At 64.4% G+C, this 20,271-nt stretch carries 15 protein-coding genes, 1 tRNA gene and 1 rRNA gene; 13 read left to right on the forward strand and 4 right to left on the reverse strand.

Going from position 1 to position 20,271, the window contains the following annotated elements; translation table 11 throughout:
* Nucleotides 1–4: 4 nt before the first annotated feature.
* From AB0H21_RS22955 to AB0H21_RS22975, 5 genes are all read left to right on the forward strand, one after another.
* A tRNA-Met gene (locus tag AB0H21_RS22955) sits at nt 5–78 on the forward strand.
* Between the two features lie 163 nt (nt 79–241).
* Nucleotides 242–523, forward strand: a complete 282-nt coding sequence (locus tag AB0H21_RS22960; protein WP_358519756.1) for a hypothetical protein — start codon at nt 242–244, stop codon at nt 521–523.
* Between the two features lie 239 nt (nt 524–762).
* Nucleotides 763–2,334 (forward strand): ABC transporter substrate-binding protein, encoded by a 1,572-nt coding sequence (locus tag AB0H21_RS22965; protein WP_358519758.1) that lies wholly within the window; start codon nt 763–765, stop codon nt 2,332–2,334.
* A gap of 368 nt (nt 2,335–2,702) precedes the next feature.
* A complete protein-coding gene (locus AB0H21_RS22970; protein WP_358519761.1) occupies nt 2,703–4,598 on the forward strand; it encodes a CocE/NonD family hydrolase in 1,896 nt (631 codons plus the stop codon).
* 252 nt (nt 4,599–4,850) lie between these two features.
* Entirely contained in the window at nt 4,851–5,714 is an 864-nt protein-coding gene (locus AB0H21_RS22975) for an alpha/beta hydrolase (protein WP_358519763.1), read from the forward strand.
* Between the two features lie 268 nt (nt 5,715–5,982).
* Here AB0H21_RS22975 and AB0H21_RS22980 read toward each other — a convergent pair whose 3' ends face one another.
* On the reverse strand, nt 5,983–6,915 hold the full coding sequence (locus tag AB0H21_RS22980) for a LysR family transcriptional regulator (RefSeq protein WP_358519769.1): 933 nt from the start codon (nt 6,913–6,915) through the stop codon (nt 5,983–5,985).
* 135 nt (nt 6,916–7,050) lie between these two features.
* On the opposite strand from AB0H21_RS22980, the gene AB0H21_RS22985 reads away from it, so the two are divergent.
* The 6 genes from AB0H21_RS22985 (at nt 7,051) to AB0H21_RS23010 (ending at nt 14,432) form a co-directional block, all read left to right on the forward strand.
* Nucleotides 7,051–8,082 (forward strand): N(4)-(beta-N-acetylglucosaminyl)-L-asparaginase, encoded by a 1,032-nt coding sequence (locus tag AB0H21_RS22985; RefSeq protein ID WP_358519772.1) that lies wholly within the window; start codon nt 7,051–7,053, stop codon nt 8,080–8,082.
* A complete protein-coding gene (locus tag AB0H21_RS22990) occupies nt 8,073–9,035 on the forward strand; it encodes an ABC transporter permease (protein ID WP_358519775.1) in 963 nt (320 codons plus the stop codon). Before AB0H21_RS22985 ends, AB0H21_RS22990 begins: the two co-directional genes overlap by 10 nt.
* The gene (locus AB0H21_RS22995) at nt 9,032–9,904 is read left to right on the forward strand and encodes an ABC transporter permease (protein WP_358519778.1); all 873 of its coding nucleotides are present in this window, start codon (nt 9,032–9,034) and stop codon (nt 9,902–9,904) included. Before AB0H21_RS22990 ends, AB0H21_RS22995 begins: the two co-directional genes overlap by 4 nt.
* Complete coding sequence (locus AB0H21_RS23000) at nt 9,901–11,778, forward strand: ABC transporter ATP-binding protein (RefSeq protein WP_358519781.1); 1,878 nt, start codon at nt 9,901–9,903, stop codon at nt 11,776–11,778. The genes AB0H21_RS22995 and AB0H21_RS23000 overlap by 4 nt, the downstream gene beginning before the upstream one ends.
* Nucleotides 11,779–12,036: 258 nt before the next feature.
* The gene (locus AB0H21_RS23005; protein WP_358519784.1) at nt 12,037–12,981 is read left to right on the forward strand and encodes a dihydrodipicolinate synthase family protein; all 945 of its coding nucleotides are present in this window, start codon (nt 12,037–12,039) and stop codon (nt 12,979–12,981) included.
* The gene (locus AB0H21_RS23010; protein ID WP_358519787.1) at nt 12,978–14,432 is read left to right on the forward strand and encodes an NAD(P)/FAD-dependent oxidoreductase; all 1,455 of its coding nucleotides are present in this window, start codon (nt 12,978–12,980) and stop codon (nt 14,430–14,432) included. Before AB0H21_RS23005 ends, AB0H21_RS23010 begins: the two co-directional genes overlap by 4 nt.
* A gap of 544 nt (nt 14,433–14,976) precedes the next feature.
* On the opposite strand, the gene AB0H21_RS23015 is transcribed toward AB0H21_RS23010, so the two are convergent.
* The gene (locus AB0H21_RS23015) at nt 14,977–15,780 is read right to left on the reverse strand and encodes a UbiA family prenyltransferase (protein ID WP_358519789.1); all 804 of its coding nucleotides are present in this window, start codon (nt 15,778–15,780) and stop codon (nt 14,977–14,979) included.
* Between the two features lie 130 nt (nt 15,781–15,910).
* Between AB0H21_RS23015 and AB0H21_RS23020 the strand changes: the two genes are divergently transcribed.
* A complete protein-coding gene (locus AB0H21_RS23020) occupies nt 15,911–17,497 on the forward strand; it encodes a bifunctional 3'-5' exonuclease/DNA polymerase (RefSeq protein WP_358519792.1) in 1,587 nt (528 codons plus the stop codon).
* 79 nt (nt 17,498–17,576) lie between these two features.
* Here AB0H21_RS23020 and AB0H21_RS23025 read toward each other — a convergent pair whose 3' ends face one another.
* The gene (locus tag AB0H21_RS23025; protein ID WP_358519794.1) at nt 17,577–17,768 is read right to left on the reverse strand and encodes a hypothetical protein; all 192 of its coding nucleotides are present in this window, start codon (nt 17,766–17,768) and stop codon (nt 17,577–17,579) included.
* An 89-nt stretch (nt 17,769–17,857) separates the two neighbouring features.
* Nucleotides 17,858–18,259: a hypothetical protein gene (locus AB0H21_RS23030; RefSeq protein WP_358519797.1), complete on the reverse strand. Its 402-nt coding sequence runs from the start codon at nt 18,257–18,259 to the stop codon at nt 17,858–17,860.
* A gap of 671 nt (nt 18,260–18,930) precedes the next feature.
* Between AB0H21_RS23030 and AB0H21_RS23035 the strand changes: the two genes are divergently transcribed.
* Nucleotides 18,931–20,271, forward strand: a 16S ribosomal RNA gene (locus AB0H21_RS23035); the annotation flags it as partial.

The following is a 20,271-nucleotide window of genomic DNA, read 5'->3' on the forward strand; positions in this document are numbered from 1 at the left end:
CCGACGCGGGGTGGAGCAGCTCGGTAGCTCGCTGGGCTCATAACCCAGAGGTCGCAGGTTCAAATCCTGCCCCCGCTACTAGAAACATCAGAGGCCCGGTCTCCGGAAACGGAGATCGGGCCTCTGATGTTTGTCCGTCATTTGTCCGTGGGACAAGACGTCGCCCCCTGGCACAACCAGGGCATTGGCCCCCTGCCCTCGGCACCCTCTTCCGTGTTGCCGGCCTGCTAGGAAGGGGCGTGTGAGGATTCGCCGTCCGTCCTCGGTCTGGCGCACGCGCAGGTTCGGGATCGACGGTGGAGATCACCCGTTCGGGGACGGTGCGCTGGGCGATGCGCCGGCGCCCTCGCGGCCATCGGAGTCTTCGGCCGGTTCCACCGCCGATCTCGCTCGCCTGGTGCGAGTGGTCACGCGCGGGCTGAAGAGGTCGCAGTACCGGCCGGGTGTGCTGGATGGCTGCCTGGCCGCGACCGGGCCGATCTTCACGCTTTCTGCGATACGCGCACCCGACAACATGAATTGATCCTCAAGTAGGTGCGGCGAGGCTCGTTGATCCTTAAGTAGGTGCGGCGAGGCTCGCTTCTCTGGGCATCGGACGGCCTGCCATAGAATCCGGACGGCCGGGTCCCAACGTGGGTGGTCCGGCCCCAATGGCAGGTGAAGGGTTTCCTTGTGCGTGGCCAAAGCAGATTGAACTACCACGCGCGGCCAAGGGCGTGAAATCATTCGGCTCACGATTTACCCGAGAGATGAGGTGGAAGCATGAGGTTTCGTTCGGCATCCGCGGCGCCTGTCGTGGCCGTGTTTGCTGCATTTTCAGTCCTGGCGTCTGCCTGCTCGGGCGGCGACATCGCCGAGAGAGATAGTGCGAAGCGCTTGCGAGTCGGAATGGTGGGAGTTGACCTCTCCAGCATCGATCCTGCGCGAGGATTTGCCCTTTCTGTGAACTCGTACATTCAGGAGTTCCTGATGAGGTTGAGTCCCGCTGGAAAGGTAGAACCTAATCTCGCTGAATCTGTCGACCGGCCGGATTCGACGACATACATCTACAACCTCCGTCGCGGCGTCAAGTTCTCGGATGGCGCTGAGTTGACTTCGGAGGACGTCGTAAATTCGCTGGACTACGCGCGTGATGCCAAGTTCCCGGATTCGGGGAAATACTCCATGGTGAAGAGCGTGGCCGCGCGGGACAAGTACACCGTTGTGGTCACTCTCAAGGAGCCCAACGCCAGCTGGGAGTACACCTCCGCAACCGCGGGTTACATATTCCAGAAGAAGCACCAGGGTGAGCACAAGGCGGACTTCGGGAAGCCGGGCGTGGGCGTGATCGGCACTGGCCCCTACGTGCTGACGAGCCTTGATCCCACGCGCGGTGCCGAGTTCTCGGCGAATCCGCACTACTGGGGAGGCAGCGTGTCGATTCCCAAGGTCTCCATGGTGATCTTCTCCGACGAAACCAGCGAAGCGCTCGCATTCCGAGCGGGGGGTATTGATGTTGCCTTCCCTGCTGATTCTCGCGCGTTTGAGTCGACTGCCAGCACGAAGCTCGTGACGGTACCTGGAACTAAGCAAGGTCTGTTTACGATGAACGTGCAGGTTGCCCCGTGGAACGATGTGCACGTTCGCCGAGCCGTCGCATACGCGCTCAACCGCGAGGAGATCATCAATGTCGCCGGCGGCGGCGCGACGCCGGATTACACGGCCATCCCGCCCGCGCAGTTGGAATCGATCGCATCAAAATCGGATGTCGCCGGCCTGGTCGCGTCCCTTCCCGTCTACGCCTTCGACCTCGAGAAGGCCAAGAAGGAACTGGCGCAGTCGGGACATCCTAACGGCTTCAGTGCGACGCTGGAGACCTACAAGTACGGGAACTTCGTTTCCACGTCCCAGGCGATCGCGGGCCAGCTTTCGAAGATCGGAATCGAACTGAAGGTCAAGGTCGACTCCGTGGCAGAGTACTCCAAGACGTTCTCCCAGCCGCACGCCAATGTCCCGATCCAATACACCTACTTCAATAACAACACACCGGATCCGGGCGCGATGCCGCAGCAGGCGCTGCACAGCGACTCAGCCGCGATCGGGTTGAACAACTTCTCCGACTATAAGAACCCGACGGTCGACGAGCTCATCAACCGCGCATCCGGCACGACTGATCCCCACGAGCGCTTCTCGATCTACTCGCAGATGCTCAAGATCGTTGCTGAAGACGTGCCGGTCGTGCCGCTCTATGCGGCGGACAACCACCTGGCCATTTCCGGCGACTTCACCTGGCCAACGTTCAACACCTACTCGACGGACCACACGCCGTACATCCTTGAGATCAAGGCCAAGTAGCCAGGCACCTACCGTGGAGTCGCCGTCGGAGGACCGCGACGCAGGGATTGGAGTGGCGGAGGCTTCGTGCCGGGGGAAGCCGCCCGTCCCCTGCGTCTGGCAGGGCCGGCGAAAGCAACCGCCGTGCGTTGTAGAACCCCGATGCGCCCGTCCAAGCCGAGTAGCTGGTGGCCGGGCGGGCGCTCAGCGGCGCGGTGACCTGCTCGGCGTGCAGGGCGATGTTCTGCTCGACCGCGGCGGCGAGCGTCTTGCCGGTCACGGCCTGGACGTCTTTGCCTCACGCGCCGTGGGCGTGCACGAACTCCCGATAAGAGCGTGGCGGTAAGGACGACTCGCCCCACCCGGAATTTGAGTGAGTAGGACTAGAGATGAGTGACGCATTCTGGACGGGGGCGCTCCCGGCCGCAAGGGCCCTTGAGTGGTCATCCGAGAAAGAGTTGTACATCGAAATGCGGGACGGAGTCCGTCTGTCCACTGATGTGCATATCCCGAAGGACCTCGACGGCCCGTTTCCGACGGTTCTCGTGAGAACCCCCTACGACAAGGACGTGGGTGAGGGCATCGTCCGCATCAGGTGGGTCGATTACTTTCTCCGTCAGGGATATGCCGTGGTCGTGCAGAACGAGCGTGGCCACTTTTTCTCGGAAGGGTCCTTCGACGACTATCTCGAAGGCGCCGGCACAGACGGCTTCGATACGGTCGAATGGATCGTCCGTCAGGGCTGGTCGAATGGCAAGGTGGGCACGATCGGTTGCTCGAGCTCGGCGGAGCACCAGTGGCCGATGGCGGCCGCCAATCATCCTGCGCACGCGGCCATGATCCCGGGTGCTTCCGGCACCGCAGTGGGGGACGTCGACGGGAACGAGACGCGGGGGGCGTTTTACCGCGGAGGCATTCCGATGTTGTCGCTCTGGATGATGTGGTACGGGAGGCTGGCAGTCACAGAGCGTCCGGTGCTACCGCGGTCGTCGACACAGGAAGAGCGTCTTCGGCTGCGCAACTTCTTCTCGATGTCGATGCGGCGAGGTTTTGCGCCGGACACCGCGGAGAAGTTGAAGCACCTCCCGAGTCAAGATGTTCTGCGGCAGTCGGGCGGACCGAGGGCGCCGTTCGACAAGTACATAACCTGGACGCCTGCAGACGAGCGCTGGCGAGATGTCGAACACATCGGTGCTGGAGACAGGCCGCGTGTACCGGCCCTCCACGTCAATACCTGGCACGACGTGGGTGTGGGCGAGATGACGCGCCTCTTCAAGTACCTTCAGGAACTGGAGACGCCCGACCAGTATCTCATCATCGGGCCAGGCCCACACTGCTTGATCTGGCAGGACCCGCCCTACGTCATGACCAAGGCAGACGCAAAGGAGTTGATGGGCGGACTTTCCGCAATCGAGATTCAGAACATGCCCGCGCCTGATCTGGCGAGGCTTCGGTTCGGTGACCTGGAGGCGGGAGACGCGCGGTACCGAGGTGTCGACCATGGATATCCCAAGCTATTTCTAGCTTGGTTCGAGCGCTGGTTGAAGGGTGCGGACAACGACACCTCGCGCATGCCGAGGGTTCAGTTGTACGTCATGAACCGGGGCTGGGTCCTTGGTGAGCGATGGCCTCTCAGGGGCGTGACACCGACGGACTACTACCTCGTGCCCGACCCGAGCGCCCGGCTACGAAACGAGGCCGGGATGCTTTCGAGCGAAGTCCCTGTCGGGGAATCGGCCGACACATACGTCTATAACCCGTTGGATCCCACACCGAGCCTCGGCGGCGGCTGCTGTTCTTTCGCCGCCGCAATCGACCAGCGCCCGGTGTCGGCGCGGCGCGACGTGCTCGTCTACAGTACTCCTCCACTTGAGGAGGCCGTGTCCGTTGTCGGTCCCGTCGAGGTGAAGCTCTTCGTATCGTCTTCCGCTCGGGACACCGACTTCATCGTCAGGCTTGTTGACGTCTACCCGGACGGGAAGGCGATCAACCTTGCCGATGACGGCTTTCGCATGCGATACCGCGATGGGTTCGACAGGAAGAGTCTCATGGAGGACGGCGAGATTTATGAGATCTCGCTGACGAATATGGTCACGGGCAACCGTTTCTTGCCGGGGCACCGGATCAGGATCGAGATTTCTTCCAGCAGCTTTCCGAATTATGAGAGAAATCTCAACACAGGTGGAAACAATTTCGACGAGACGGACCCCGTCGTTGCGGAGAACACCATCCACCACGGGTTACTGCATCCGGCGCGGATCACCCTTCCGATCCTTCCCGAATAGCAAACGCGACGCTTTCGACCAGCGCTGGTCGTGCTCCATACGCCCAACGGCGCGAGTCCTCGCACCTGTCGTCATCGGCTTCGCTACGGGAGGCGAGACGAGTATCGATCGCCATTGCCGAGCGAGCGGCCGGCCACCACGTGATCCGACGCAGGTCAGGGCGGGGGAGGAACCCCGTCGTCTCGGGATGTCCCTTGCCGCCGGATCCTATTGTCCAAGGCCGAAACGGCCTGCCGCCGAAGGTGCTCCACGATGAATGAGCGACGCGTTACAGGGGAAGGGCTGGCCGAGCACTCGGTCAGCCTCGCGAACGGGCGAACCATCCGCTACGTGACGGGAGGGAACACCGGCCCTCTCGTTCTGCTTGAAAGCGGGCTGGGCAACACGGCAGGTACGTGGGTGACCGTGCAGCGGCACCTCTCCTCCACCTGCCGCACCATCTCCTACGACCGGGCCGGGCTTGGTGGCAGCGACCCGGCTGACGGGCCACGATCTCTCGATCAAATGGCCACGGACATCGTGGCCTTGCTCGACGCATTGAGCGTGGACGAGCCCGTGGTGTTGGTAGGCCATAGTTGGGGAGGTCCACTCGTTCGGCTGTTCGCTGAGCGATGGCCGCTACGAGCGCGGGCGCTCATGCTGGTCGATCCGACGATCACTCCTGTACGCAAGTGGCTGCGCGTTGTTCCTTGGCTGTACTTCCGGCTCCACTGGATGGTCAGGTTGGGTGGCCGCGAGCGCCTCCTTCGGACATATCGAACCGGACGTTGGTCGCAGGAGATGTCAGCCCGAGATCTCGACGTGGCGCTGCTCGACCACATGACGTCTGCGAACCTACGAACCAGCCGCAGGGAGATCCGAGAACAGCGTGGAGCGCTGCCGCTGCTCGCCACCTTGGAGTCGACGCCAAGTCCAGTGCCGATACGTTTCGTCGTCGGCACGGACAGGCCAGAGCCGCTGCGCACCATCATGTCGGAGGAGTGCGCGCGCATCGCCTCGCGTAGTCCTATGGGAAGCACCGTCCTCGTCGAGGACGCAGGACACTCAATCCCCCAGGAGCGCCCGGTCCGCATGGCCACAGAGATCGCGCGATTCGCCATGGGGTTGCCGAACTGAAGAATTCACGCCTGGCGAATGCCGACGAGTACTGCTCCTCCGTGGTCGGCTGGCCGGCCAGGAGATGAGGGGGCATCGGTCCTGGTAGCAGCCTTGGCGGATGCGGTGGCGCTCGCGGTCGAAGCGCCGGTGATCCTCAGCCGGTCACCGATCAAATGGCGGCGGGCGCCGTCGATGACACCAGTGGCGATCGGCCGGCCGCGCTCCAGGGCCGGGTCGTCAAGGACTCGGCGTGGCCGCTCGGGAACAAGCCCGGCTCCGATCGATCTCAACCCGCCGATCGCGGCTGTTTTCCTTGAAGCCCCGAGGCGACAGAGCGCATGTGTCGTTCGACGAGCCGCATCAACTCCCTCATGGCCGGCGAGACGCGTGAACCACGCCGGGTGATCAGCGCGAACGTGTCGTACATGCGGGGGTTGAAGGAGCATGTGCTCAGATTGCTCGGAAAGGCGACCGACTGGGTGATGGCCTGCGGAACGTAGGTGTTGCCGAGCCCGCGAGCCACAAGCTGCAGTGCCGTTTCGAGATGTTCGACCTCGATTCGCCCTTCGATTCTCAAGCCCAACGCCTGTGCTCTCTCCCCGAGCTGACGCCGTGTGGGATCCTCCAGCGCATACTGCGTTTCGTAGAGGACGATCGGTGTGCCGACGAAGTCTTCGACGGACACCGGTTGGCGGGTTCTCGTCGCGTCGGCGCTGACGAAGAACACCTCGTCCCTGGCAATCGGGCGGACGTCCAGGCCGGTGTCGTTGATGGGCAGCACGACGAGTGCCGCCTCCACACCACCACTGCGGACCTCGTCGGCAGTGACCGACGAGTTGCGACCTCGCAGTCTCAACTGGACCGCAGGGAACCGGGTCGCGAACTCGTTGATCAGATCCGCGAACCTGTAGTGCGCAGGGGCGCCGAAGGTGCCAAAGGTAATCGTTCCGCTCCGCAAGCTCCTCAGGTCGGCGACGCTCTCCTCGGCCTCGTCGCTGGCTGCGATCACTCGCCTCGCGTGTACGGCGAATTCGGCACCGGCATCGGTAAGCCGGAGCCCGCGTCCAAGGCGGACGAAAAGCTCGACACCTAGGTATCGCTCAAGTTGACGAATCTGTTCGGCAACCGCCGGCTGAGTGACGTGCATATGGGCAGCGACTGCGGTGAAGGACCCGAGATCGACAGCGCGGAGGAAGTAACGGAGTTGGCGTAGAGTCAAAAGATCTCCTTTCGCCTTACCAAGGAGATGAAGGCTAGCACTTCATCTTGGCTCGTGGAACACTCGACTGGTCGTGGGAAGACGACGCAGATAGACGAGCGGCTCCGTGCGGGACCGCAAGGGTGGAGATGAAGCGTGGCTCTTGATGGCGTGGTGGTTGCCGGCAGTCACAATGCTGCAATCGGACTCCAGGAGGCGTGGCGAATCCTGGCGGCAGGGGGGACCGCCCTCGACGCTGTCGAGGCGGCGACCAGGGTGGTCGAGGACAACGAAGCGGACCATTCGGTCGGATACGCGGGCTACCCCAACCTGCTTGGCGAGGTCGAGCTCGATGCATCGATCATGGATGGAGCCCGTCGGAGGGTCGGCGCTGTGGGAGCGTTGAAGGGATACCGGCATCCCATCACCGTCGCCCGCGCGATCATGGAGCATCTGCCGCACACGTTCCTGGTAGGCGAGGGCGCCGCCCGGTTCGCTGCGGACATGGGCATGTCGACTGAGGATCTGCTCACCGATGAGACACGACGAATCTGGCGCGACGGAATCGAGGGCAACTTCCCCGGCCGTCTCGAGTTGTTCCGAGAGCCCCTTGCTCGCCTGACCGCGCTGGCTGCGGACCCCATGCACGTGGCCGGGACGGTGAACGTGGTCGCGCGGGATTCGCATGGACACCTCGCCGTGGCGGTCAGTACCAGCGGCTGGGCGTGGAAGCATCCTGGACGCGTCGGCGACTCGCCGGTCGTCGGCGCAGGGATCTACGCGGACGACCGGTACGGAGCCGTCGGATGCACGGGCCTGGGAGAACTCTCGATGAGGGGTGGCCTCGCGCGGGACCTGATTGCCAGACTTTCCTGCGGTCAGGACCTGGCCGCTGCCGGGCGTGCTTCTCTCGACGACCTGGCGCAGATCGCCTCGGATTTCGCGAACTCAGCGGTAATGAACGTTGTCGCTCTCGACCGCGATGGCGACACCGCCGCCTTCAGTACGACTCCTGACGCGCACTACGTCGTGATGCGCCAGGGGTACTCGATGCCAGAGGCGCTCGCGAGCATCCATGTCGAATGGCCGGGAATCGGTGACAGCTCGGTCGTGGGCGCTGCAGCCGACTCCGCAGGGGCAACGGGCGCCATGGACAGCGCCGAGGAGGCGCGTAGGTCGTGGGCCTGAGCGGAATCGCCTATTTCATTGCCCGGCGAGTCCTGACGCTCGTTGTGATGCTCTTCGTCATCTCTGTGCTGATCTTTTCGTTGCTCTACCTGGCCCCGGGCAATGCGGTCGACATTCTTCTCGGGGCGCGGCCGCGGACGCCTGAAACCGTCAAACTTCTGACTGAGCAGTATCACCTGGACGAACCGTTCCTGGCGCAGTACTGGATTTGGCTCAAGGGCGCACTCCACTTCGACTTCGGTGAGTCCATCCAGACCACCTTGCCGGTCGCGCACCAGATCGAGGAACGGCTCCCTACCTCCCTCCTCCTCGCCGCTTATGCCTTCGTGCTGGAGATGTCCTTCGGCCTGCTTTTCGGAATCCTGGCGGCCCGCAAGCGGCGAACCGGAGTCGACCGGGGCATCGTCGCGATCTCTGTGGTGGGTGTGAGCACGCCGGCATTCGTCAGTGGAGTGCTCATGCTCTTCGCGTTCGCCGTACAACTGCGGTGGTTTCCCGCGTTCGGCGCCGGAGAAGGGTTCATGGACGAGGTCTGGCACCTGACGCTGCCGGCCATATCGCTTGCGATCGTGGGCACGGCATACATCGTGAAGCACACGCGTGCCGCCGTCATATCCGTCCTCGATCAGGACTACGTGACATTTGCTCGGGCCCGCGGGCTCTCATCGGTCAGTGTGATGCTGGGGTACATCCTTCGAAACTCCCTCATTTCGGTGCTCGGCTTGAGCGCGATGATCCTGTCCTTCCTCGTCGTCGGCGCAGTTATAGTCGAAACGACCTTCTCCATCTCCGGCATTGGGCAGCTTCTGGTCCAAGCGGCAACGAGTCAAGATCTACCGATGATTCAAGGAGTAGGGATTCTTGTGGCGGCGATCGTGATGATCGCGAACTTGGCGGCCGACCTCGCCTATCTCGCGTTCGACCCGCGCATCCGACTCAGGAGCGCCAAGTGACCGATCTCGTCGCAGCCCAGGGCCAGGCTCGTCGTCGGCGTCTCGGGTCCAAGCTCGACTTCTCCCGCTGGCTGTCCTGGGCATGCTTTGCGTTGTTGGGCCTGATCGTTGTCCTCGCGCTCTTCGGCCCCTTGATCGCGCCGCGGGATCCGTACGCGCAGGATCTGGCGCTCGGCCTGGTCAAGCCAAGTTCCGAACACTGGCTAGGTACCGACGACCTCGGGCGCGATGTCTTCTCCCGGGTGATCGCGGGTACACGGACGGCCGTCGTCGGGCCGGTGGTCATCGCGCTTGGTTCCATGGCCATCGGAAATGTGCTCGGGGTACTCGCCGGCTACCGCGGCGGCAGACTCGACTCGACCATCATGCGCTGGGCAGACCTGATGTTCTCCTTGCCCAGCATGCTGGTGATCGTGGTGGTCGCGGGCACCTTCGGTGGTGGCTATTGGCTCTCAGTCGGGCTGCTCATCGCCCTCACCGCACCCTTCGACGCAAGAATCATCCGTGGAGCGACCATCGAGCAGGTGCCGCGCCCATACGTCGAGGCGGCCAAGTCCGTCGGCCTTTCCGACACCAGAATCATGGCGATGCACGTCTGGCCCAACGTCTCGCCGATCGCAGTTGCGAACACGTGCCTGGTGTTCGCGAGTTCGCTGGTGTCGCTCGCCGGACTCTCGTTCCTGGGTCTGGGAGTGTCCGCCGGGACTCCGGACTGGGGTCTCATGGTCAGCGAGGGACGCAGCCTGCTCTTCACCAACCCGGTGGGCGTCCTAGCGCCGGCAACCATGATCGTCCTAACGGCCACGGCTATGAATCTCGCCGGTGATTGGGTATACGACCGGCTTTCCGCGCAAGGAGCGATCCGGTGAGTCAGCCCCTTTCCACGCAGTCCGGGGCCATTCGCGGAACCTCCGGCGGACTGAACGTACAGAAGTTGAGAATCGAGCGGGTGGGACCGCATGGCGCCCACACCATCGTCTCCGAGATCAGTCTGAAGGTCGAGCCCGGCAAGACGGTCGGAATCGTCGGCGAGTCCGGCAGCGGCAAGTCGATGACGGCGAAGGCGATCACGGGGCTCCTGCCACCGGCATTCGTGGCATCCGGACAGGCCATCTACAACGGTCGCGACCTGCTGGCACTGCGTGAGAGAGAGTGGCAGTCGGTCAGGGGGCGCGAGATCGGTCTCGTGATGCAGAACCCGTTCACCATGCTGAATCCGGTAGTCCGTTGCGGCAAGATCATCGAGCAGTCGCTCCGCCGCGATGTCCGGAAGAGGATGAACCGGCGGGAGCGACGCTCCGAGGCGATCCGGCGTTTGGCGGAGGTCGGCATCGACGACGAATCCGTAGTCGACAGGTATCCGTTCCAACTGTCAGGCGGGATGCGACAGCGCGTGGGCATCGCGGCCGCCCTGGCAAGGGAACCCCAGATCCTCATCGCTGACGAGCCATCGACCGCCTTGGACGTCACAACGCAGCGAGAGATTCTCGCCCTCATCAAGAGCCTGCAGGTGGCGCGGGGAATGGGACTGATTCTCATCACCCACGATCTGAGAATCGCGTTCTCGATGTGCGACCAGGTCAACGTCCTCTACGCCGGCTCCCTCGTCGAGGCGGGCCCGGCGGCCGATCTGGAGGCAGAGCCCCTTCATCCGTACACCCACGGATTGCTCCTGTCCGAGCCGCCGGCGGACCGCCGAGTGGCCGAACTGGTCGCCATACCGGGCTCGGTCCCGACGCCGGACTCGGTTGCCGGTTCGTGCACTTTCGCACCTAGATGCGGTTGGGTTCGCCCAGAGTGCACCAGCGGCACGCCCCCGCTACGTATCGTCGGAGACGGACGCATGTCGGGCTGTATACGTATCGAGGAGATACGACCGGAACTGGCAGCGCATCGAGCGCGCGCTGGGGGAACGGCCGTTCCAACCGGGTCGCCGGGCCCCGTGAACACCCTGATCACGGTCAATGACGTCCGCAAGATCTTCCAAAGTGGCGGGCGAGACGTCGCGGCGCTCCGGTCTGTCTCGATTCATGTCGGCGAGGGCGAAGGCGTCGGACTCGTTGGAGAGTCGGGGTCTGGGAAGTCCACGCTCGGGCGAATCATCGCCGGTCTCGAGCGGCTATCAAGCGGTTCGATCGAGATCGCCGGAATCGACGCCAGCGATCGCTCAAAGCTCAGCCGCAAGGATCAGAGATCGCTGCGGAGTTCGGTTCAGATGATCTTCCAGGACCCTTATTCGTCGCTGAACCCGATGCGCACGATCGGTTCGACCCTCCAAGAGACGATCAGCGCTCACGATCCGTCAGCGAAGAACGTGGAACGCCTGGTCGCTCAGCTGCTGCTCTCGGTCGGACTGGACCCCGAGCATGCACAGCGCAAGCCCGCGGCGTTGTCCGGCGGACAGCATCAGCGGGTCGCGATCGCCCGTGCACTTGCCGTGAAGCCACGCGTGCTCATCTGCGACGAGCCCGTTGCGGCCCTCGACGTTTCCGTCCAGGCGCAGATTTTGAACCTGTTCTCCTCATTGCGCGACGAGCGCGGGATTGGGTATCTGTTCATCACCCACGACCTGTCCATCGTTCGACAGGTTGTGGAGCGTGCCTATGTGATGTGTCGCGGAAGCATTGTCGAGTCCGGACCGGTCGATGACGTGCTGGGTAGTCCAAAGGATCCGTACACGGTTCGTCTTCTCGAGTCGGTGCCGCGGTCGAGCGATGACTGGCTCAACTTGGGTCGGTCGTGATCGGAGCATCGCCGAACCACGGTCTTCGCGCATCCGCCCTCGGCAGCCGGGAGCCGGGCCTGGACTGACCCGGCGAGGGGGGTGATACTCCGTCACGCTGGGACACCGAGGTCGTGCGCCGCCCGAGGCGGTTGCCACCGGGAGCCGGCATCCCTCGTCCTTTCTGGCCGCCGACCAAGCCAAAGGAAAGGAATCCCTTTCGCCCCCTGAAAGGAACTGAATCTACCTTCCTGTGCAGGTTGGTGAAAGACTGACCGAGTGAAAAATTCAGTTTCGGACAATCAGGCCTTTGAACTCGACGGCATTATGGCTGCTCTCGTAACGCCTTTTACCGGCGACGGCTCCTCGGTGGACAGGGACGCTATCGCCCCGTTTGTCGAGTACGTGATAGCCGGCGGAGTAAAAGGGGTCATCCCCTGCGGGAGCACCGGCGAGTTCGCCGCGTTGACGATGGATGAACGTCTGGAGGTCGTCGAGACGGTTGCGGATGTCACGCGGGATCGGGTGGCGCTCATCCCCCACATCGGAGCCCTTCGCACCTGCGACGCCGCAGAACTGATGCGCCACGCCGCGTCCAGGGGCGCAGCCGCCGTGATGGCGGTACCTCCGTTTTATGACCCTCTGACGTGGGCGGAGGTCATCGACTATTACGCGGAGATCTCGGGCGCGGCACCGAACGTGCCGATCATGGCCTACCACTACCCGAGCGCAACGGGTGGCCGGATCACGGTCGAGCAGATCGACGACCTGGTCAAGGCTGTGCCGGCCGTCCGTTACCTGAAGGACTCCAGCGGCGATGCACAACTGGTAGACGAGCTCCTTGCTCACACGGCCGGAGGCGGTCTTCGGGTCTTCAACGGGTCCGACTCCCTGACGTTCCAGGGCCTCGCCTGTGGGGCAAAGGGAAGCGTTTGGGGTGCCGCCAGCTTCATGCCTCGACTCGCAGTCGAGTTCTTCGAGACCATCCACGACCGAGGCGACCTAGAAGCGGGCCGGCATCTGTGGCAGAAGATCCGTCCCATCTGTCGACTGCTGGAGGAGGCCGGCTACCCGGCTGCCGTCAAAGCCGCCTGCGACTTGGTCGGGCTCCCGCTGGGGCCGACACGCGCACCGCTCCGGCCGATCGCGTCTGAGGCACGCCACGAGCTTCGTCGCCTGCTCGATGAAGCAGGTCTCGTCAACTCGATGAGCGTGATTGCGTGAGTGCGGACAGCACTACGGCGTCTCAGGGCCTGCTCGACGCAGTGATCATCGGCGGCGGAGTCTCCGGCCTAGCGGCCGCGTGGCGACTTCGAAGTCGACGCATCGTGCTGCTTGAATCGCAAGACCGGCTCGGCGGACGACTGTACTCGCAGCGTGCGAGCGACGAAGACTACTGGTTGAACTTCGGGGCTCACCTCTTTCCCGCCCCCGGCGGGGTCGTCGACTCGATGGCCAGGGACGTCGGACTTGAGACACTCCCCATCACGGGCAGCATGATGGGCATCGCGTACAAGGATCGGATTCTGACATCGGGCCGGGTCGAGACGTACCCGCTGCGGCTACCCCTGCCGCTCCGAGAGAAGATCGCCTTCGCGCGAGCGGGTTTGCGCCTCCAGCGTGCCGTCGCGCGCTATCACAAGGTCTTGGCTCCCCGCCCGGGCGAAGCGGAAGCCGAGTCGCGACGGCGTCGCCTTGCCTATCTGGACGACAAAACCTTCGCTGACTTCCTTGGTGCACTTCCGGCTGGGACCGCCTCGATCTTCGCCTGCGCCGCGCATCGAGCGACCGCCGAGCCGACGAGCCTCTCGGCAGGCAGCGGGATCGGTCTGTTCGCGCTCGTCTGGGCCGGGGAAGGGTCGCTGATCGCGAGAAACCTGGTGGGAGGCCCCTCCGTATTGCCCGAGGCGCTGGGCACGGCGTTGGGAGGACGGGTTCGTCTGGGAGCGAAGGCACAGCGGATCGCACCCACATCCGGCGGCACGCAAAACGTTGAGTACCTCGTCAATGGAAGGGTCGAGTCCGTCGAGGCACGCCACGTCATCGTGGCGGTCCCCGCGCCGATCGCGGCGCCGTTGATCGCACCGATCTCTCTGCGGGCATCGGAGTCTCTGGCCGCTATCACGTACGGGCCATTCCTCAGCATGGCGATCCTGACCAACGAGATAACGGCGATGCCTTGGGACGATGTCTACGCGCTCGCGACGCCAGGGCGGTCCTTCGACATGTTCACCAACCACGCTCAAGTCCTTCGCAACACAAGTGAGCGCGCACCCGGCGGAAGCCTCATGGTCTACGCCGGAGGTGACGGAGCTGCGCAGATGATGACGCGGCCCGACTCTGAGATCAGAGAGACCTTTCTGGCCGATCTCCACACTCTCTACCCGGAGACCCGCGGGATCATCGCCGCTACCAAGATCCATCGCTGGAGGCTCGGAAACGTCTACGCTCAGCCGGGTCGCCATGAACTCCAAGGCGCCTTGGAAGGCCCGCACGGAGAATTTCGCAACGTTCATCTTGCCGGCGACTATTTCGCCGAGTTGGGCAGCATGGAAGCGGCGGCGAAGGCAGGGGACAGCGCTGCGCAGCACGTGGAACTCAGTCTCGCCCAGCGTCATGGCTCCGCGCCGAGGATGGGACTCGAGGACGTCGGAGCAGACGGAGTGGTGGACTAGCGATCTTTGGTCATGAAGTTCTGGACGTTTGTGTCAAGTTTTCACGCAGCCCGCGGTAGACGGGCGTGGGCGGCGTATTCATCGACGTGATGGGAGATGGTCTTCAGGGCGGCTCGGGGGTCGAGTGGGCCCTGCGCCTGATCAGCGGCGGTAAGCGGGATGAGCAGGCGGTAGGTCATCCCAGGCCTTGTTGGCTTCCTTCTTGCTGGTGAAGGTGCCGGCTGAGCGGTGGACGCCGCGGAGGTCGAGATAGCACACGGTGTACCGGCCCTTGCGCTACCCCATCGGCGGATCCTCCTGGATCGTTTGTCCGTGGTTTGTCCGTGGACAATGCGTCACCACGCATAATCCGCCGACAATCTTCGGCACCCCGATCAGTGATCTGACCTGCAGTTTAGTGCCGTCGAGGTCGACGTGCCAGGAAGCTGTTCGAATGCGAAAACGCGCCTCATGACCCAGAGGTCACAGGTTCAAATCCTGCCCGCTACCACGAAAGACCCTGATACCAGAACCTGGTATCAGGGTCTTTGTCATTCCCGGCTCCTCACACCAGACCGCCGCCCCGGGCGACGAACATCGTCACGTCGATCACCGCCACCGCGACCATCACCCCGAACGCCGCCCGCCGCACGGAACGCCGCGCCCCGATAAGGCCGGCCGCGAGCACCAGCGCCACGGCCCCGAGCCCGGCCACCGAGACGGCGCCGCCACGATCGCCTGGCGCCAGCGCGATCACCACGGAGGCGGCCACCAGGAGGACGGCGGCGCCCAGCCGGGCCGTCACCGGCCCGAGACGGTGCGGAAGCCCCCGCACGCCGAGCGCCACATCGTCGTCGATGTCCGGCAGGACGTTGGCGAAGTGGGCGCCCATGCCGAGCAGCGCCCCCGCCACCAGCGCCCACCACGCCGGCCAGGGCCTGCCGGGAAGACCCAGCGTCACAAAGGCAGGCAACAGCCCGAACGCCACCGCGAAGGGGAGCGGCGACACCGGGCTCGACTTCAGCCGGAGGTTGTAGAGCCATCCACAGGCGACGGCGACGAGGTGGACGACCCCGGCCAGAACGCCCGCGGCCAGCGACAACGGCACGCACAGCGCCAGGGCGGCGAACGCCGCGACCGCCACCGCGCGCGACGCGACCGAACCCCCGGCGAGCGGCTTGTCCGAGCGCCGCGTGGCCCGGTCCCGAGCACGGTCGATCCAGTCGTTGCTCCAGCCGATCGACAGCTGACCCGTGAGCACGGCCGCGACGACCATGAGCGTGCCGCCGACCCCTCGTCCGACCATGGCCGCGAGGGCGCCCCCCACGGCCGTGACGACGAGCGTGGGACCCGGGTGACATGCCCTCATCAGCGCCAGCATGTGATCAGACTCGACCCCGCGCCCCCGTCCGCGCAACGATCTCCCCGTGCCAGGCCGCCACGACGCACTCGAACCGATGATCGAAAAGAATGTCGGACCCCTCGGCTATCGTGCGGGTATGCGGATCGCGGTGACGGCGGACGCGGACGGCGGCACGCTGCGACCCATCGGCGGAGACGCCAGACGCGCCGGCGATCTCGCGGCGGCCATGGGCGAGCTGGAGCGCACCCAAGGCCCGCGCTGGGTCTGGCCCGACACCCGCGCCGTCTACCCGGCCCTCCTGGCCCGTGGGGTGCGCCTATCGCGCTGTCACGACCTCACGCTCACCGAGTCCCTCCTCCTCGCCCACGAGGGCCGCTACGGCGAGCCCAGGTCCGCTGAGGCCGCCTACGCCCGGCTGCATGGCCTTCCCGTCCCCGACGACGCCGCCGGCCCGCACGCAGTCCAGGACACGCTGTTCGAGCCGGAACCCCCGCGAATCGACCCCGTGGAGGTCTACACCGACCAGATCCGGCGCATCGGCGCCACGCGCGACCCCGCGCGTTTCCGGCTGCTGGTGGCCGCCGAGTCCGCGGGGGCGCTGATCGCCGCCGAGATGAGCCACGAGGGCATGCCCTGGCGCGAGGACGTCCACGACCGGCTGCTCACCGAACTGCTCGGCCCCCGGCCCATCCACGGCATGCGCCCGGCCAAGCTCCAGGCTCTCGCGGACCAGATCGGCGCCGCCTTCGGGACCACCGTGAACCCCGACTCCCCGCAGCAGATCCTCAAGGCGTTCAAGTCCGCCGGCCTCAGCGTCTCCTCGACCCGCTCCCACGAGCTCAAGCAGGTCGACCACCCCGCGATCGCCCCGCTGCTCGCCTACAAAGAGCTCTCCCGGCTCCACAGCTTCCACGGCTGGGCCTGGGCCCACCAATGGGTGCGCGGCGACCGGTTCCACCCCGAGTACGTCGTCGGCGGTGTCGTGTCGGGGCGCTGGGCCACGAGCGGGGGAGGCGCGTTGCAGATCCCCAAGGTCATGCGCCGCGTGGTCGTCGCCGACGAGGGCTGGAGCCTCGTCGTCGCCGACGCCGCCCAGCTCGAACCACGCGTGCTCGCGGCGATGGCGGGCGACCGCGGTCTCGCTCGCGCGGCCGGGCAGATCGACCTGTACGCCGCGCTCGCCCAGGCGTTCGGCGGCGCCCGCGAGAACGCCAAGATCGCCATGCTGTCGGCGATGTACGGGGGGACGAGCGGCGACGCGGCCAAGCTGCTGGCCATGATGCGCCAGCGCTTCCCGCAGGCGTACGGCTTCGTCGAGGATGCCGCGAAGGCCGGAGAGGACGGCCGGCTGGTGCGCTCCTGGCTCGGGCGCACGTCCCCGCCACCGTCCGCCCGATGGGTCGCCCTCGTCTCCGGGCCCGAGGGGGCGCGCGCAGCCCGCGACCGAGGGCGCTTCACCCGCAACTTCGTCGTGCAGGCGACCGCGGCCGAATGGGCGCTCACGCTGATGGCGCTGTTGCGCGGCCTGCTGCCCGATTCGGCCAGGTTGGTGTTCTTCCAGCACGACGAGGTCATGGTGCACTGCCCGCGGGAACTGGCCGACGAGGTCTCCGCCGCGGTGAGCCGGGCGGCCGAGCGGGCCACCCGGCTCCTCTTCGGCGAGATACCCGTACGCATCCCTATGCAGGCGGTCGCGGTGTCCTGCTACGCCGACGCGAAGTAGTCCGTAGGAGTCCGAATGAGTGGTTTCCGGAGGCGCGGAGTGGCTCGCGCCCCGGACACGCGTACTGGTGCGAAACCGATCAGGTCGCGGTCCTGATCAGATGAACCGACTTCCTGATCGCCCACCCGATCAGGAAAAGGCTGAAGAAGGCCTGGACCATCCGTAGCCATCCAGAGGTGGCCGTGGCGGCGAAGACCACCACGCCCAGCCACAGGAGGCCGAACCCAGCCACCAGGGCGACGGCGGCCCAGTTCAGCCCACGCTTCCACATGCGGGAAGTCTTCCAGGACGACCCTCATGTCACGGCAAAGGCTGGCATCTCGACACGTGAGGTGGCTCTGCCGATTTCGCCGGGGTCGGCTACCGAGGGAGCCGGCGGGCCACGCCGGCGCACCGGCGCATCCGCGCGCTCGTTCTCGGACGGCTCTGCGGCTTCTGCTCCAGATCGGCGAGCAGCGCCTCGGCCGTACGGGCGTCCGAGAGAATACGCGTGACCTCGTCGTCGCCCGTCGGCAGCTGCCCCCGCTTGTCCAGCTCGTGCCGCAGGAACGTCAACGGGTCGATGTCCCCCACCGTGTCGGATGCCATCGTCGCCCGGGCGGCGGTGAGCAATCCCAAGTACCGGGCGCGAAGGGTCGCTTCGCGCAGCCGCGCCTGCTCCAGATCGTCCAGCAAGGTCCGGGCGATCTGGAGGAGATCGTCAGAGTCCCCCTCCTCGGCCGCGATGTGAGCGCGGATGTCGTCGAACTCTGACCGCGTCATGATGACCACCTCCACGGGACGGGCTCCGGACACCGGGGTGATGCCTGCGGAGCCCCGCACCCTCTTCGTAACGGCTGGCGATTGCGGATGACTTGCCGAAGGGTTGCCCCTGCGCGAATCGCCTGCATTTGGGATGGCTGAGAGGCGTCAAAGGTTTACCTGAGACCAAAGTGGCGTCGGGCACTCCGGGGATGCTGCTAGAGTTTTCCCTCGTTGGGCGGTGATCGCGCCCCGAAAGATCAAAAAATCTTCCGGGCTGCTGGCCTGCCCAGATCCCATCTGGCGTCCGGATCATCCGGGTTGAGGCACTGTGGTTGCCTCCTCCTGAATGATCTGGTAAGTTAGAGGGGTTGCCCTGGAGACAGGGTGTCATAGTTTAGCAGTTGTGGTGGATTTGGATCGAATCGCTCGATTTGGTCGAAATTCACGGAGCTGATAAAGTATGAATACGAGATGGAAGCCCCGGAGTTCGGATCCCTGGTCGGGTTCGGGTGATGGTGTACGCGTCCGTTTCTTGAGAACTCAACAGTGTGTTAAAAGCCAGTGCATGAATCATGCATGAACCTCCGTCTCTCATGGCGGGCTGCCGGTTCGGCGGTCTGTGTGGGGATGGATTCCTTTGGTTGGCATTCCATGTGATGGGGTGTCTGCCGGGGTTGCTTTTCAGACATTGTTTGGAGAGTTTGATCCTGGCTCAGGACGAACGCTGGCGGCGTGCTTAACACATGCAAGTCGAGCGGAAAGGCCCTTCGGGGTACTCGAGCGGCGAACGGGTGAGTAACACGTGAGTAACCTGCCCTCAACTTCGGGATAAGCCTGGGAAACCGGGTCTAATACCGGGTAGGACCTTCGGTGGCATCGCCGGGGGTGGAAAGTTTTTTCGGTTGGGGATGGGCTCGCGGCCTATCAGCTTGTTGGTGGGGTAGTGGCCTACCAAGGCGACGACGGGTAGCCGGCCTGAGAGGGCGACCGGCCACACTGGGACTGAGACACGGCCCAGACTCCTACGGGAGGCAGCAGTGGGGAATATTGCGCAATGGGCGGAAGCCTGACGCAGCGACGCCGCGTGGGGGATGACGGCCTTCGGGTTGTAAACCTCTTTCAGCAGGGACGAATTCGGACGTGTACCTGTAGAAGAAGCGCCGGCTAACTACGTGCCAGCAGCCGCGGTAATACGTAGGGCGCGAGCGTTGTCCGGAATTATTGGGCGTAAAGAGCTCGTAGGTGGCTTGTCGCGTCTGCCGTGAAAGCCCATGGCTTAACTGTGGGTCTGCGGTGGATACGGGCTGGCTAGAGGTAGGTAGGGGCAAGCGGAATTCCTGGTGTAGCGGTGAAATGCGCAGATATCAGGAGGAACACCGGTGGCGAAGGCGGCTTGCTGGGCCTTACCTGACGCTGAGGAGCGAAAGCGTGGGGAGCGAACAGGATTAGATACCCTGGTAGTCCACGCTGTAAACGTTGGGCGCTAGGTGTGGGGTCCTTCCACGGGTTCCGTGCCGTAGCTAACGCATTAAGCGCCCCGCCTGGGGAGTACGGCCGCAAGGCTAAAACTCAAAGGAATTGACGGGGGCCCGCACAAGCGGCGGAGCATGTTGCTTAATTCGACGCAACGCGAAGAACCTTACCAAGGCTTGACATCGCCCGGAAACCCTCAGAGATGGGGGCCTCCTTTGGATCGGGTGACAGGTGGTGCATGGCTGTCGTCAGCTCGTGTCGTGAGATGTTGGGTTAAGTCCCGCAACGAGCGCAACCCTTGTTCCATGTTGCCAGCGCGCCCTTTTGGGGTGGTGGGGACTCATGGGAGACTGCCGGGGTCAACTCGGAGGAAGGTGGGGATGACGTCAAGTCATCATGCCCCTTATGTCTTGGGCTGCAAACATGCTACAATGGTCGGTACAGAGGGTTGCGATGCCGTGAGGTGGAGCGAATCCCTAAAAGCCGGTCTCAGTTCGGATTGGGGTCTGCAACTCGACCCCATGAAGTCGGAGTCGCTAGTAATCGCAGATCAGCAA

The sequence above is a fragment of the Sphaerisporangium sp. NPDC051011 genome (genome assembly GCF_040653595.1).
Taxonomy (GTDB): Bacteria; Actinomycetota; Actinomycetes; order Streptosporangiales; family Streptosporangiaceae; genus Sphaerisporangium.

Coding starts and splice junctions, on each gene's coding strand:
- AB0H21_RS22975 (WP_358519763.1), top strand. CDS start 4,851: ATGAATGAGCGACGCGTTACAGGGGAAGGGCTGGCCGAGCACTCGGTC.
- AB0H21_RS22970 (WP_358519761.1), top strand. CDS start 2,703: ATGAGTGACGCATTCTGGACGGGGGCGCTCCCGGCCGCAAGGGCCCTT.
- AB0H21_RS22965 (WP_358519758.1), top strand. CDS start 763: ATGAGGTTTCGTTCGGCATCCGCGGCGCCTGTCGTGGCCGTGTTTGCT.
- AB0H21_RS23015 (WP_358519789.1), bottom strand. CDS start 15,780: ATGAGGGCATGTCACCCGGGTCCCACGCTCGTCGTCACGGCCGTGGGG.
- AB0H21_RS23030 (WP_358519797.1), bottom strand. CDS start 18,259: ATGACGCGGTCAGAGTTCGACGACATCCGCGCTCACATCGCGGCCGAG.
- AB0H21_RS23025 (WP_358519794.1), bottom strand. CDS start 17,768: ATGTGGAAGCGTGGGCTGAACTGGGCCGCCGTCGCCCTGGTGGCTGGG.
- AB0H21_RS23020 (WP_358519792.1), top strand. CDS start 15,911: ATGCGGATCGCGGTGACGGCGGACGCGGACGGCGGCACGCTGCGACCC.